Source organism: uncultured Oscillibacter sp., assembly GCF_950073225.1.
In the GTDB taxonomy this organism is placed as follows: Bacteria; Bacillota; Clostridia; order Oscillospirales; family Oscillospiraceae; genus Oscillibacter.
In genome coordinates this window covers 18,321-31,676 of the sequence record NZ_CATMPS010000033.1, presented here as the reverse complement: position 1 = coordinate 31,676, position 13,356 = coordinate 18,321, and the positions used below count along the sequence as shown (strand labels likewise).

Here is a 13,356-nt window from a genome sequence, read left to right as displayed (position 1 = left end):
CATCCCCTCGGAGCGGCAGATCGAGGTACGGTGTGCGGACAGCAACGCGTTTCGTTGGTATCTTGGAATAGATTTGGATGAACGAGTGCCAGACCACAGTACGATCAGCCAGCTGCGGCGGCGGAAGTCTGCGTTTCGGAAGGTGTTCCGGCGTCTATTTGAGGAAGTGGTGCGCCAGTGTGCGGAAAAAGATCTGGTGAGCGGACGGCTGGCGGTGACGGATTCCACCCATGTAAAGGCCAACGCGTCCAGGGCCTCGGAACAGGAGGTAGATGCGCTGGAAGAGGCGGGGAACTATTGGGAGCGGCTGGACGCCTATGAGGAGGAGGGACTGGAGGAGCTGAAACGGCAGACAGGGCAGCGCCGGGCGAAGCGGACAAAGCAGGTGAAAAAGGACAAGCGCAGTTCCCGCAAGAAGGTGAGCAGTACCGATCCGGAGTCGGGCTACATGAAGCGGCCCGGCAAGCCCAGCGGTTTTTATTATCTGTCTCACCAGACAACCGACCCAGACCACGGTATCATCACCGCTGTAACCGTGACGCCGGGGGATGTCCATGACTCACGGCCCTATTTGGAGCAGTTGGAGTACGTCCATAAACATGTTGTGCCGCTGCAAGCCGCTGCTCCAGACTCCGCCTATGACTTCCCCCTGGCACACCGAGCGCTGGAAGAACTGGGCATCGACTTCTTTGTCGTGCCCCAGCCCGCCCATGACCGCACGAAAGCTGAACTGAAGCGGGATGCATTCACCTATGATGAACAGCGGGACGTATACTTGTGTCCTAACGGGAAAGAACTGCGGCGTAAGCGGCTGTATCGAAGCGGCAGCGGGCTGTTCTGGGAATACTGGGCGGAAAAGAACGTCTGCGGCTGCTGTCCTTTGCGGCAAAAATGTTTGAATGAGACGGACAAGGCTGGTGCCAGAAAGCTTCAGGACAGTTATTTCAAGACGGTTGTTCAAAAACATTTCTCCAGGCGATGGGAACCGGAATACCGGGAGGCGCTGAAGCAGCGGCAGATCTGGTGTGAGGGTACTTTTGCCGCACAGAAATGGGGACACAACCTGACGCGTCTCCTGCGGCGAGGTTTAGAGGCAGCGGAGGACCACTGTCTCCTTTCCGCCGCGGCCTTGAAGCTCAAAAGAATGATTAAACACTCAGTGTGATGCCGAATGGCGTCCTTTTCTTGCCTGAAATCTCCCTTGTCTCTATATTTCAGGCACTTTGTCAACAGCTCCAGAATGGGCGGAGCTTTGCTCCGCCCATTCTGTGAACAATTGGCAAATTTGGTTTTATGGATTGTTTTTTCCGGGGAAGTGTGGTATCCTTAAAGCACAAGGCCACAGCAATTTAAAATGACAGGAGTGTTTTACTATGGTTCGATTGATTATGGGCATGAAAGGTTCCGGCAAGACCAAGCAGCTCATCGAATTGATTAACAACGCGGCGAAAGACGAACCCGGAAACGTAGTCTGCATCGAGGCCAACCGCAACATGACCTACGATATCCACTATCACATCCGCCTGATCGACGCGCATGAATACAAACTCAACGGCTACGACCTGCTCCAGGGCTTTATCAGCGGCCTCCACGCGGGGAACTACGACATCTCCCACATGTTCATCGACAACTTCTGCAAAATCGTGGGCAGAGACGTGGACGGGGAGACCGAGACCTTCCTGAACTGGCTGGACGGCTTCGGCGAGCGGAACAATATCAAGTTCACCGTCACCATCAGCGGCGATCCCTCCTCCGCCACGGAGGGCATGCAGAAATACCTGTAAGCGCCTTTGCGCCGGATTTACAAGCCCCCGTCCAATGGACGGGGGCTTGGCGTGTTTATGGGGTGCTTACGGCATAGCCGCCAAGGTTTCCGGCAGGGCGTGGTTCAGGTCCGAAAGGCAGAGGTGCCCGCCGCCGAAGAGGCGGGCCAGCTGGGTCCGCTCCCGGATGGCCTGGCCGTTGAGATACCAGACGTCGGGGCCTTCCTCCCGGACCAGGTAGGCGCAGGCGTAGCGGTCGGAGTAGTGGCTCCGGGTGGTCCGCTCCGCCGCCAGGGCCGTGATTTCCTTTGCGGTGAGGGACTCGGGCTCCCGGCCCTCCCAGACGGAGCCGGTGGAGGTGAGGAGCAGCGCCAGCTTGCCGGCGTCCACTACGCCCCGGAGGCGGTTCAAGGCGTAATAAACCTGCTCCAGGGGTTCCAGGGGGGCCACGGTCCGTCCGGCGGCGTCCTCCTTTTTGTTGTCGAAGCGGAGGACCAGATGGTCCGCGGCCTCGCCCAGGGCGGCGTAGTCATAGCCGAAGATGGTGCCCTTCCAGGAGGGGGCCTCCGCCCCTACGTACAGGGGCCGGGTCCCCAGCTTTTCCCGGAGAGACCGGACCGCGGCGGTGAGCACGTCCCGCTGCGTGACGGTGGTGAGGCCGGAGACCTCCAGGAAAAGGCCGTCATAGCGCCCTTCCTCCACGGCCTGGAACAGAACGTCCGCCAGCTTTTCCTCATCGCCCTCCCGGATGTGATAGTCGTTTCCGGTGACGTAGAGCAGGGCCTTGGCCCCGGCGGCGGAAGCGGCGGCACGGACGGACTGGGCCTCCGAGCCGCTCATAGCGGAGGCAATTTGGGGCTCGCCGTTGTAGACCAGCTTCGCCGCGGCGACGCCTACGGCGCCGTAGCCCGTGAGGTCCGGCAGATTCTCAGCCGAGGAGGCAATGCCCATGCGGCTGGCGGTGAGGTCGTGAAGCTTGTCGTAAAGCCGCATTAAAATGGCGGCGGCCTGTTCACGGGTGACATGGCCGTTGGGGGAAAAGCTGGTGACCGACGTCCCGTCCATCAGCCCCAGGCCGTAGGCCATGACGATGTACCCATTGTTGGCCTTCACGTCCCGGAAGGGCAGGGACATGTCCTGGATCAGCCCGGCAAGGCTGCCGTAGCCCAAGGCACGGACCAGCATGGACGCGGCCTCGCTGCGGGTGACGGGGTCGTCGGGGCGGAAGCTGCCGTCCTGGCTGGTGATGGCCCCCTGATGATAGGCGGTTTCCAGGGCTCCGGCGTACCAGGCCTTCTCGGACACATCCTCATAGACGGCCCGGGCGGGGGAGGTGGGCTTCCAGCCCATGGCGCGGCACAGCACCACCACGAACTCGGACCGGGACATCTCCTTCCCCACGCCGAAGCTGCCGTCGCTCTCGGGGTAGAAGTAGCGCAGGGCCACACAGCGGTCGATGTCCTCCTTGGCCCAAAAATCCTCCGGCACGTCGGAGAGGGCGGAGGCGGGTGCGGTGAACAGGCCCGCCAGCAGGGCGCACAGCAGGAGGCAGGAGAGGATCCGTTTTCGTTGTTTCATATATTTCAGCTCCTTCAAGGTCAGCGTTGTCTTCCCATCTTAGCAGATTTTTCCCCTCCCGTCAAACGGAAGCTGTCGAGAGCCTGTCCGGAAGCGGAATTTTTGGAAAAAAGCCTTGACTTGGAGCCCGCTCCAAGTGCTATGCTGGAGGAAACTAAACGCCGTAAGGAGGCATAGCCATGACGATTCGGGAAGTGAGCGAGCGGTACGGCCTTTCCGCCGACACCCTGCGGTACTATGAGCGGGTGGGCCTGATTCCGCCGGTGCCCCGGACCGGAGGCGGCGTCCGGGACTACGACGGGGCTTCCCTGGGCTGGGTGGAGCTTATCAAGTGCATGCGCTCCGCCGGGGTGGGCATCGAGGCGCTGACGGAGTACTGCCGCCTGTTCCAGCAGGGAGAGGAGACCCTGGAGGCCCGGAAGGCCCTGCTGGTGGAGCAGCGGCGGCAGCTCCGGGAGCGGATGGAGGACATGCGGAAGTCCCTGGACCGGCTGGACCAGAAGATCGAGAACTACGACCGGGACCTGGCCCGGAAGGAGCGGGAGCTCCGGGGCGGCTAAATCCCGTCCAGATCCCGGAACACGCCCCGGGACCAGGCCGCCGCCAGGGCCGCGGCTCCCGCCGCTCCCAGCAGAACGGCCCAGGCCGGGCAGGCCTCGAACAAAGCCCCATAGACCGCCTGGCCCAGGGGGGCGGCGCAGTTGGACACCGCCATGATGAAGGCCATCACCTTTCCCAGCAGCTCCGGGGGCGTCTGGCCCTGGACGGCGGCGCTGAGCACCACCACCAGCAGGGTGGACAGGACCATGATGGCAAAGCTCATGGCCGTCACCCCCCACCAGCCCAGGGACGGCGGAACCCCCGGCAGCAGCGCCGCCCCCATGCCCGCCGCCGTGAGGCTGGCGGCCAGCAGCACGGCGCCGCCCCGCCGGAGGCGCAGCCGGGGCCCCAGAAGCGCCGCCAGCACGCCGCCGAAGAGCCCGCCCAGGCCCATGGCCCCCTGGGTGACGCCTAAGCGGCTGTCGCTCATGCCCAGGGTCTGGACCACCGCCACGGGGATGCCCACCACCAAAGCGGCGGACAGCACCAGATTAAACAGGGCCAGCACCAGCATGACGGAGAGGAACACCGGGCGCTCCCGGCGGATAAAGCGCCAGCTCTCCCCCAGGTCCCGCCGGACCGTGGACAGCACGCCGCCCGCCGCCGCCCGGGGCGAGTGGGGAATGCGGATAAACAGCTCCATGACGGCGGAGAGGAAAAAGCACGCCATGCCGACCCACAGAATGGGCCGGAGCCCGAAGGCCCCGAACAGCACGCCGCCAATCACCGGCCCCAGCAGGGCGGACAAGGTCTGCACCATGTTGATGACCGCGTTGGCGCTGGTGAGCTGCTCCGGCCGGGCCAGAAGGGGAATGCTGGCCTGGACCGACGGCTGATAGGCCCCGGCGATGCCGTAGAGCAGCATGAGGCTGGCAACCATCAGCGGCACCAGCGGCGCCCGCCCCAGCAGAAGCGTAAACAGCAGGATCAGCCCCGCCGTGGAAAAATCCAGGACGACCATGATGTTCCGCTTGTTTACCCGGTCCGCCACAACGCCGCCGATGGGGGCGCACAGCACGGCGGGGATGAAGGCCGCCGCCCCCACCGCGCCGAACAAAGCCGGGGATTCCGTCTGCCGCAGCAGGTACAGCGGCAGGGCAAAGCGCAAAATGGCGTTGCCGAAGAGGGAGACGATCTGCCCGAGGACCACCAGGGTGAAGTCCCGGCGGAACAGGGGCGCTTGAGAGGTTTTCATAACGACGCTCCTTTTTTTGACAATTTTAGAAACCGACCGTCGGTTTCTATATATCCAAAAAGAAACTGCCCGCGCGCGGCAGCTCCTTTTCAGCCTTGCGTTTCCCCGCCGGAAGACGGGGGATGGGCCATTTCCGCGTACTGCACCAGGGTGCTCACGATTTCCTGGTCAATCAGCCCATCCACGCCGAAGCCTTGGAAGAGCCGGTTGTAGATTTCACACCGGGCCCGGATTTCCTCCGGGGTGGTGGGCTGGACGATGGGGTTGATCCACATGTCCGACAGCATCATCATGGCCTCCGCCAGCTCCTTGGGGTGCTCGGTGCGGATGGAGCCGTCGGCCATGCCCTGGCGGATGATGGGATCCACAAAGCAGGGGACCACCTCGGTGAAAATGCTCCGCATCTCCGTGGCCAGAAACTTGGCGTTGTCCATGAGGTAAGGCATCATGCAGAACATCTTGGCCTGGCGCTCCGGCTGGAGGGAGGTCTTGAACATGGCCCGGAGCTTTTCCAGGCCATTGAGTCCCGGGGCGTCCCGGACCTGGGACAGCACTTCGGCGTTCCGCTGCCCGATGCGGTCGCAGACGGCGTAGAAAATGTCCTCCTTGGAGGCGAAGTGGTGGTAGATGGCCCCCTTGGAAAGGCCCGTCTCGTCGATGATCTCCTGGAGGGAGGTCCGGTCATAGCCCGTCTCAATAAACAGCCGTTCCGCCGTGTCCAGGATCTTCCGCACCGTCTCCTCCGGGTACTTGTTCCGTGCCACAGGGCCGTCCTCCCCTCATACAAACCGCTGGTCGGTTTCTAATATACCACTCCGGGGGGCCGGTGTCAAGGGAAACTCTCCGGGGCTCCGCCGGGCCTGCTGTTTTTTTCACAGAGTCTGTTTTCACTCTTGCTTTTTGAGGGAAAACAGGGTATAGTAAACTGGTAATTCCAGCGGCCCTGCTCTTCACCAGGCGCAGGCGTTTTGACATCTTAAAGGAGGAACAGATATGTCTACGAAAGCCTATTACCCCAGAACCGAGATCGGACCCGGCAAGGTCGGGTTCTCCAAGACCCGCTCCATCATTGAGGCCCCCTTCTACGGCAACAACGTCGTGAAGATCAACTCCCTCCGGGAGGCCTATGACATGGCCAAGAACTCTCCCGGCACCGTGGTTACCGACATGCCCGTCTACCGGGGCGAGGAGTTCGGCCTGGAGCCCGACGCCAAGGTCCTGCTGTTCAACGACGGTTCCATCACCGGCCGCTACGCCGCCGCCCGCCGGATCACCGGAAAGCCCGGTGTGGACACCACCGCTCTGGACAAGATCGTCATGGACGCCGTCTATGACACCCGCTGGAAGACCATGTACCACGCCGAGGTCTTCATCGGCCTGGACCCCGAGTTCATGGTGAAGGCCCATCTGCTGATCCCCGAGGGGGAGGAAAACCTCCTCTACAACTGGATGCTGAACTTCCAGTACCAGTCCGACGAGTACGTCAAGATGTACAAGAAATCCAAGCCCGTGGGCGGCGGCAAGGAGTCCGACATCTATATCTTCTCCGATCCCCAGTGGACCGGCGCGCCGGGCCGGGAGGACATCTGCGATCCCAAGTGCCTGTGCTACTTCAACACCGACACCAACTGCGCCGCCATCCTGGGCATGCGCTACTTCGGCGAGCATAAGAAGGGCACGCTGACCCTGGCCTGGGCCATCGCCAACCGCAACGGCTACGCCTCCTGCCACGGCGGACAGAAGGAGTACACCCTGGACGACGGCAGCAAGTACGTGGCGGCGGTCTTCGGCCTCTCCGGCTCCGGCAAGTCCACCCTGACCCACGCCAAGCACAGCGGGAAATATCCCTCCATCAAGGTGCTCCACGACGACGCCTTCATCATCAACTCCGACACCTGCGCCTCCATCGCCCTGGAGCCCACCTACTTCGACAAGACCGCCGACTATCCCGTCCCCTCCGAGGACAACAAGTACCTGCTGACCGCCCAGAACTGCTCCGCCACCCTGGACGACGAGGGCAAGATCGTCCTGGTCACCGAGGATGTCCGCAACGGCAACGGCCGGGCCATCAAATCCAAGCTCTGGTCCCCCAACCGGGTGGATAAGATTGACTCCCCCGTCAACGCCATCTTCTGGATTATGAAGGACCCCACCATTCCCCCCATCGTGAAGCTCAGCGGCGCGTCCCTGGCCTCCGTCATGGGCGCCACCCTGGCCACCAAGCGCTCCAGCGCCGAGCGGCTGAAGGAGGGCGTGGACCCCAACGCCCTGGTGGTGGAGCCCTACGCCAACCCCTTCCGCACCTATCCGCTGGTGAACGACTATGAGAAGTTCAAGAAGCTGGTGGCGGAAAAGAACGTGGCCTGCTATATCATCAACACCGGCGACTTCATGGGCAAAAAGGTCCAGAAGGAAGACACCCTGGGCATTCTCGAGGCCGTGGTCGAGGGCAAGGCCAAGTTTGAGACCTGGGGCCCCTTCGAGGACATCGAGATCTTCAAGTGGGAGGGCTTCGTGCCCGACCTGAGCGACAAGGCGTATGTCGAGCAGCTCAAGGCCCGTATGCAGGACCGGCTGAACTACGTCACCAACCTGGATACCGAAGAGGGCGGCTTCAACAAGCTGCCGGAGGACGCCGCCGCGGCCATCAAGAAGGTCGTGGACGAGGCGAACACCCTGTAAGCAGCGCACTCCACCCGGAGGGCGGGCGGACGCCCTCCCTCCGCTTTTTTTAGGAGGGATTGTGGATGGAATTCTGGAAAAAGCCCCTCTGGCGGGTTCCGGTGGTGCTGGGCGGCCTCGGCCTGCTGTGCCGGCTTCTCTCGTTTATTTTGAGCTTTGCCTGGGGGCGCATTCAAATCGCCCGGGGCCCCGGCTCGGACGGGAGCGTTGTCCTTACCACCGGCTACGTGGGGGAAATTGTGACGGTCATAATGTTCCTGCTGTTCTGGCTGGTGGGCTGGCGGTTTGTTCGGGGCCTGACCAGGAGGGAGATTTTCCGGTCCGCCTCCATTATGGTTCTGGTGAACGCCGCCCTGCTGGCGGCGGAGCAGATCAGCCAGCACGTATTCGGCACCTACAGCATGACCGTCTACCATCTCTATGCCCTGGCGGATGGAAAGAGCTGGGTGGACCAGCTCCTTTTCCGCCTCACCGGCACAGTGTCCCTCCCCATGGCAATCCCCGGCCTGTTTGCTCCGTACCTCTATTTGGTGTTTGCCAAAAAAGACGACCCTCTTTCAGAAACATCTGAGCGAATCAAAAGAGAGGAATAGCCCTCTTAATTTGCGATGCCTCGCCCGGAAAGGCGCGCAGAAGCTCCAAGCGGCAAAACCGCTTGGAGCTTCTGCGTTTTCCAAAATATTACAGTCCCCGCCAGGCCTCGGGCTTGAGGCGGGAGAGGTCCTTTTCCGCCCGGTCGATCTCCGCCAGCATGGCGGCTTTATCCTTGTTCAGCGTCCCCCGAAGGGACAGATAGTTGCTGGCGTGGTTCATGCGGAACACGCTGCCGGGACTGTCCAGGTTCTCCACCAGCAGCCGGGTCTCCTCCAGCACCTGGGATTGGGTGAGGAGCTGGAATTTCCCTTCATGGACCCAGTCGTAGAGGGGCGTTTCCGGCTCCACCATCAGCGTCAGCATCCCGATATACTCCGGGTTCATGGCGTTGAAGGCCCTGGCGGTGTCCAGGGCGTGGCGCTCCAGCAGCTCCGGCCCGCCCAGGCCCGTGATGGCCGTGACGGACAGGGCGATGCCGCAATTTCGGACCTTCCGGCCCATCTCCACGATTTCCGCCGCCGGATGGCCCTTGCGCATGAGGCTCAGCACCTCGCCGCTGCCGGACTCCAGACCCATGTAGACCATGGTCAGCCCCTTTTCCCGAAGGGTCTGCAGCTCCTCCTCTGTCCGGATGCGGATGGAGGCCGGGGAGGCGTAGCTGGTTACCTGGCGGCACTCCGGGAACAGCTCCCGCACCGTGTCCAGGATGACATAGAGCTCTTCCGCCTTCCGCACCAGGGCGTCGCCGTCCGCCAGGAAGACCTTCTCAATGTGGTGGTAGACCTCCCGGGCCACCCGGAAGTCCTCCAGCACCTCTTCCAGGGGGCGGACGGAAAAGCGCTTTTCCTTGTACATGCTGCAAAAGGCGCAGGTGTTGTGGCTGCAACCGTAGGTCACCTGGACGATGAGGCTCCGGGCCTCGGAGGGCGGGCGGTACACGCTGCCGTAGTATCTCATACGCCCAGCTTCTCCAGGGCGGCCATCTTCACGCAGACGCAGAACACGGTCATGGCCTGTTCCAGCTCCTCCACCGGGGGCAGGGAGGGGGCGATGCGGATGTTGCTGTCCCGGGGGTCCTTTCCATAGGGGAAGGTGGCTCCGGCGCTGGTCATGGTGACCCCCGCTTCTTTGCACAGGGCCAGGGTCCGCTTGGCGGTACCGGGCATGGCGTCGAAGGACACGAAGTATCCGCCCTTGGGCCGCCGCCAGGAGGCGATGCCCAGGGGGGCGATTTCCCTGTCCAGGGCGTCCGCCACGCAGCGGAACTTGGGGCCCATGACGGCGGCGTGCCGCTTCATCAGCTCCAGGGTGTGGGCCTTGTCCTTGAGGTAGAGGACGTGCCGCTGCTGGTTTACCTTGTCGAAGCTGATGACCTGGGGGGCGAGGAGCTTTTCCATGTGGGCCATGTTGTCCTCGGAGCAGGCGAAGCAGGCCACGCCCGCGCCGGGGAGGGTGATTTTCGACGTGGAGGCAAATTCAAACACCATATCGGGGCGTCCGGCCTCCGCGCAAATGGAGAGGATGTCCGGGAAGGGCACGTAGTCCCCCTCGAACTCGTGGACGCAGTAGGCGTTGTCCCACATGATGAGGAAGTCCGGCGCGGCGGGGGACAGGGCCGCCAGGCGGCGGATGGTCCGCTCCGAGTAGATGATTCCCTCGGGGTTGGAGTACTTGGGGACGCACCAGATGCCCTTGACGGCGGGGTCCTTGACAGCTTCCTCCACGGCGTCCATGTCGGGGCCATCGTCCGTCATGGGAATGGTAATCAGCTCAAAGCCGAAGGTCTCCGTCACCCGGAAGTGCCGGTCATAGCCGGGGGCGGGGCAGAGCCACTTGACGGCCTCCTCTTTGCACCAGGGCCGGGGGCTGTGAAGCAGGCCGTGGGTGTAAGCCTTGGCGATGGTGTCATACATCAGCTGAAGGCTGGAGCTGCCCCCCGCGAAGACCTGCTCCGGCTTGCAGCCCAGGATATCGGCGAAGAGCCGCCGGGCGGCGGGGAGGCCGTTCATCTCGCCGTAATTGCGCACGTCGAGGCCGCCGGAGACGTAGTCCCCGGGGTTTTGCATCAGGCCGAAAATGTCGCTGACCAGGTCCAGCTGCTGCTTGCCGGGCTTGCCCCGGGCCATGTTGAGCTGCCGTCCCTGGGCCTTCAGAGCGTCCCATTCGGCTTTCAGGCCGGCGTATTCTCCGGCGCGCTCCGACGGAGTGAGCTGAGCGTAAGGCTTCATAAAAGTCCATCCTTTCTGTCGGTGGTTTCGATAAAGCTTAGTATAGCGAATCCGGCGGGCGGTTTCAAGCCCTATTTCCCGGCGGCGGATGGACATGGGGAAATTTCGGGAACGCGGTCGATAAGCCGGTACGCTTCGGCATATACTAAGCGTGCAATACGGAGCGTTTACCAAAATATTACTTCCGAACTGAACGGCCGAAAGTAATACCCCGGGTATGTTTCCCGCCTCCGGCGCATAGGGTGGAAGAAGCCCATTCCGCCCGCTACGAAGGAGGAGACCTATGAGACAAAACAAACGGACGAGCCCGGTGAGCCAGTCCATCGCCGTGTCGGTTCTGCTGCTGGCGGCGCTGTTCCTGCTGCCCCTGGCGGTGGTGGCGCCCTTCCGCCCGGCCCTCTTCGGCCGGGAGGAGCCGGTGGACGAGACGGAGAGGGAGGAGCCCTCTCCGCCCCCTGTTTCCGGCGGCGGTCTGGACGCCGCCCGGCCCCTGCGGGTGCTGGATGGGGAGGAGGTCCTGGAGATGGACCTGGGAACCTATCTGGTGGGGGTGGTCCGGGCGGAGATGCCCGCCTCCTTTGAGCTCGAGGCCCTGAAAGCCCAGGCGGTAGCCGCCAGGACCTATACGCTGTACAAGCTCCAGTCCGGCGGGAACCACGGGGAAGCCGCCGACGTCTGCACGGACCACACCTGCTGCCAGGCGTACACCGGCGAAGAGCGCGCCCGGGCCAACTGGGGGGGAAACGCCGCCGCCTATGAGGCCAAGGTGGAGGCGGCGGTGCGAAGCACCGACGGCGAGGCCATCCTCTACGGCGGCGTGCCCATTCTGGCGGTGTTTCACTCGTCCTCCGCGGGGCTGACCCGGGCGGCGGGGGAGGTCTGGGTCAACGACCTGCCGTATCTCCAGGCCGTCAGCTCCCCGGAGCCGGGGGAGCGCATCCCCAACTACTACAGCCGGGTGGAGTTCACGGCGGAGGAGCTGAAGGCCAGGCTCCAGGCCGCCTTTCCCGGGGCGGACCTCTCCGGCGGCATGGAGGGCTGGCTGAAGGACCCCGCCGCCGACAGCGCGGGCAGCGTGGCCGCGGTCTCCGTGGGCGGCGTGCGGGCAAAGGGGACCCAGGTGCGGGCGGCTTTGGAGCTCCGCTCCGCCTGCTTTACCTGGGAAGCGCAGGAGGGCAAAATGGTCTTCTTTGTCACCGGCTACGGCCACGGCGTGGGGCTGAGCCAGTACGGAGCCGCCGCCATGGCGGCGGCGGGAGCGGACTACCGGGAGATTTTAACCCACTATTACACCGGGGTGACGGTGGAGCCCTACGGCGGTTAAGCCGCTATTTACAAAACCCCTTCCGGTGTGATAAAATATACTGGTTTTCAACAGAACTTACAAAGGAGGGACGGCTTATGAAACGGCGGGCCGCGGCTCTGCTCTTGTGTTTTCTGCTGGCGTTTTGGCTGTCCCTCCCCCCCGTTCATGCGGCGGACCGGGTTTATTTCACCGCCGTGGGCAGCTATGTCCTGCCGCTGTCGGACAACACCATGCCCTTTTGGAGCGGGGGGTACGTCTACATCGCCAGCTCTATTTTTACCGGCGCAGCCCGGGAGACCCTGGGCATCTCCCAGGTGCTCAACAACGACCAGGGGCGCCTGGTGCTCTACAGCGGCGGGCGGTCCCTGACCTACAACCTCTCCGCCAGCTACGCCCTGGACAACGACGGCGGCACCTATTACCCGGGAGCCATCCAGCGGAACGGGACGGTCTTCGTTCCCGCCAACACCGTTTCCCGGTACTTCGATCTGGTGTACTCGGTGATCGAGGTGGAGCACGGCAGCATGGTCTGGCTTCGCCAGCCGAACTACGGCTTGTCGGACAAGCCCTATGCCGACGCCGCCCGGTATCCCATGAACTCCGTCTACGCCGACTATATCCGGGCGAAGGAGGCGGCCGCGCCGGAGAGCGGATCCCCCGGCGCAAGCGGCAGGCCCTCCACCGTCCCCGAGTCCCAGGACCCCGCCGCCGAACTGGACGGAAAGCGGATATCCCTGTGCTTCCAGGCGGGGAGCAGCGCCTCCCTCCTGGCGGACGCCCTGGAGAGCTATGACGCCGGGGCCGCCTTCTTCTTTACACCGGAGGAGATGGAGCGGCAGGGGGGCACCCTCCGCCGTCTCGCCGCCCAGGGGCAGAGCATCGGGATTTTGGCGGACGCCGGGGACCCGGACCGGACCGTGGCCCAGCAGCTGGAGGCGGGCAACGCCGCCCTTTTCCGGGCCACCTGCGGCAAAACCCGCCTGGCCTATATCCGGGGCGGCGGGGCCCAGTCCCTCCAGGCCGCCCGGGAGGCGGGATTCCGCTGCCTTCAGCCGGAACTGGACCGGAGCGGACACGACCTGCGGAACGCCGCCGGGGCCCAGGAGCTGGTCCGCCGCCTGGCCTCCTGGCGGGGAGACGCCGCCGTCTGGCTGGGAGACGCCGCCAGCTCCCCGGGGCTGCGGGCCTTCCTTGCCGCCGCCAAGGAGGCGGGGGGCGTGTGCGTGGCCTATACGGAGACCGGACTGCGGTAAGAAACGGGAATCTTTACAGAAAATTCAACACCCCTGCGGAAGAGCGGGTATAATAATATAGAAAAAACTGCCTGAAATGGAACAAGGCTGACCGGCGGGAAGATCGCTGGCAAGACGGCGCGCCCCTTGCGGGCAAACCCGAAGGGGCGTCTTTCCG

General features: G+C 63.5%; 12 protein-coding genes. 7 read left to right on the top strand and 5 right to left on the bottom strand.

The window, feature by feature from the left end; translation table 11 throughout:
- Positions 1 to 1,165, top strand: a 1,165-nt coding sequence (locus Q1M04_RS13235) for an IS1182 family transposase (RefSeq protein WP_300448141.1), incomplete at its 5' end; no start/stop codon positions are given.
- Positions 1,166 to 1,373: 208 nt separating this feature from the next.
- Positions 1,374 to 1,784 carry a hypothetical protein gene (locus Q1M04_RS13230; protein WP_293280093.1) on the top strand — a complete coding sequence of 137 codons (411 nt, stop codon included), beginning with the start codon at positions 1,374 to 1,376 and terminating at the stop codon, positions 1,782 to 1,784.
- A 66-nt stretch (positions 1,785 to 1,850) separates the two neighbouring features.
- Here Q1M04_RS13230 and Q1M04_RS13225 read toward each other — a convergent pair whose 3' ends face one another.
- Entirely contained in the window at positions 1,851 to 3,341 is a 1,491-nt protein-coding gene (locus tag Q1M04_RS13225; RefSeq protein WP_297999862.1) for an S-layer homology domain-containing protein, read from the bottom strand.
- Positions 3,342 to 3,520: 179 nt separating this feature from the next.
- Here Q1M04_RS13225 and Q1M04_RS13220 point away from each other — a divergent pair, with 179 nt between their 5' ends.
- On the top strand, positions 3,521 to 3,901 hold the full coding sequence (locus tag Q1M04_RS13220; protein WP_293280095.1) for a MerR family transcriptional regulator: 381 nt from the start codon (positions 3,521 to 3,523) through the stop codon (positions 3,899 to 3,901).
- Here the strand turns inward: Q1M04_RS13220 and Q1M04_RS13215 are convergent.
- Positions 3,898 to 5,136: an MFS transporter gene (locus Q1M04_RS13215; protein WP_300346652.1), complete on the bottom strand. Its 1,239-nt coding sequence runs from the start codon at positions 5,134 to 5,136 to the stop codon at positions 3,898 to 3,900. The two genes, Q1M04_RS13220 and Q1M04_RS13215, sit on opposite strands and share 4 nt — an antisense overlap.
- Positions 5,137 to 5,225: 89 nt before the next feature.
- Positions 5,226 to 5,900: a TetR/AcrR family transcriptional regulator gene (locus Q1M04_RS13210; RefSeq protein ID WP_297999375.1), complete on the bottom strand. Its 675-nt coding sequence runs from the start codon at positions 5,898 to 5,900 to the stop codon at positions 5,226 to 5,228.
- Positions 5,901 to 6,129: 229 nt separating this feature from the next.
- On the opposite strand from Q1M04_RS13210, the gene Q1M04_RS13205 reads away from it, so the two are divergent.
- Both Q1M04_RS13205 and Q1M04_RS13200 read left to right on the top strand, forming a co-directional pair.
- Entirely contained in the window at positions 6,130 to 7,818 is a 1,689-nt protein-coding gene (locus tag Q1M04_RS13205) for a phosphoenolpyruvate carboxykinase (ATP) (protein WP_295736144.1), read from the top strand.
- A 65-nt stretch (positions 7,819 to 7,883) separates the two neighbouring features.
- Positions 7,884 to 8,411, top strand: a complete 528-nt coding sequence (locus Q1M04_RS13200) for a hypothetical protein (RefSeq protein ID WP_297999377.1) — start codon at positions 7,884 to 7,886, stop codon at positions 8,409 to 8,411.
- A gap of 88 nt (positions 8,412 to 8,499) precedes the next feature.
- Here the strand turns inward: Q1M04_RS13200 and Q1M04_RS13195 are convergent, their stop codons facing one another.
- Positions 8,500 to 9,369: a radical SAM protein gene (locus Q1M04_RS13195; RefSeq protein ID WP_297999379.1), complete on the bottom strand. Its 870-nt coding sequence runs from the start codon at positions 9,367 to 9,369 to the stop codon at positions 8,500 to 8,502.
- The gene (locus Q1M04_RS13190) at positions 9,366 to 10,640 is read right to left on the bottom strand and encodes an aminotransferase class I/II-fold pyridoxal phosphate-dependent enzyme (RefSeq protein ID WP_297999381.1); all 1,275 of its coding nucleotides are present in this window, start codon (positions 10,638 to 10,640) and stop codon (positions 9,366 to 9,368) included. Before Q1M04_RS13190 ends, Q1M04_RS13195 begins: the two co-directional genes overlap by 4 nt.
- 283 nt (positions 10,641 to 10,923) lie before the next feature.
- Between Q1M04_RS13190 and spoIID the strand changes: the two genes are divergently transcribed.
- Positions 10,924 to 11,964 carry a stage II sporulation protein D gene (gene spoIID / locus Q1M04_RS13185; RefSeq protein WP_297999383.1) on the top strand — a complete coding sequence of 347 codons (1,041 nt, stop codon included), beginning with the start codon at positions 10,924 to 10,926 and terminating at the stop codon, positions 11,962 to 11,964.
- A 77-nt stretch (positions 11,965 to 12,041) separates the two neighbouring features.
- Complete coding sequence (locus Q1M04_RS13180) at positions 12,042 to 13,199, top strand: hypothetical protein (RefSeq protein ID WP_297999385.1); 1,158 nt, start codon at positions 12,042 to 12,044, stop codon at positions 13,197 to 13,199.
- Positions 13,200 to 13,356 lie beyond the last annotated feature (157 nt).

What these genes read in the sequence shown, in the direction of transcription:
- Q1M04_RS13230 (WP_293280093.1), top strand. Translation starts at nt 1,374, where the DNA reads ATGGTTCGATTGATTATGGGCATGAAAGGTTCCGGCAAGACCAAGCAG.
- Q1M04_RS13225 (WP_297999862.1), bottom strand. Translation starts at nt 3,341, where the DNA reads ATGAAACAACGAAAACGGATCCTCTCCTGCCTCCTGCTGTGCGCCCTG.
- Q1M04_RS13220 (WP_293280095.1), top strand. Translation starts at nt 3,521, where the DNA reads ATGACGATTCGGGAAGTGAGCGAGCGGTACGGCCTTTCCGCCGACACC.
- Q1M04_RS13215 (WP_300346652.1), bottom strand. Translation starts at nt 5,136, where the DNA reads ATGAAAACCTCTCAAGCGCCCCTGTTCCGCCGGGACTTCACCCTGGTG.
- Q1M04_RS13205 (WP_295736144.1), top strand. Translation starts at nt 6,130, where the DNA reads ATGTCTACGAAAGCCTATTACCCCAGAACCGAGATCGGACCCGGCAAG.
- Q1M04_RS13200 (WP_297999377.1), top strand. Translation starts at nt 7,884, where the DNA reads ATGGAATTCTGGAAAAAGCCCCTCTGGCGGGTTCCGGTGGTGCTGGGC.
- Q1M04_RS13195 (WP_297999379.1), bottom strand. Translation starts at nt 9,369, where the DNA reads ATGAGATACTACGGCAGCGTGTACCGCCCGCCCTCCGAGGCCCGGAGC.
- Q1M04_RS13190 (WP_297999381.1), bottom strand. Translation starts at nt 10,640, where the DNA reads ATGAAGCCTTACGCTCAGCTCACTCCGTCGGAGCGCGCCGGAGAATAC.
- spoIID (WP_297999383.1), top strand. Translation starts at nt 10,924, where the DNA reads ATGAGACAAAACAAACGGACGAGCCCGGTGAGCCAGTCCATCGCCGTG.
- Q1M04_RS13180 (WP_297999385.1), top strand. Translation starts at nt 12,042, where the DNA reads ATGAAACGGCGGGCCGCGGCTCTGCTCTTGTGTTTTCTGCTGGCGTTT.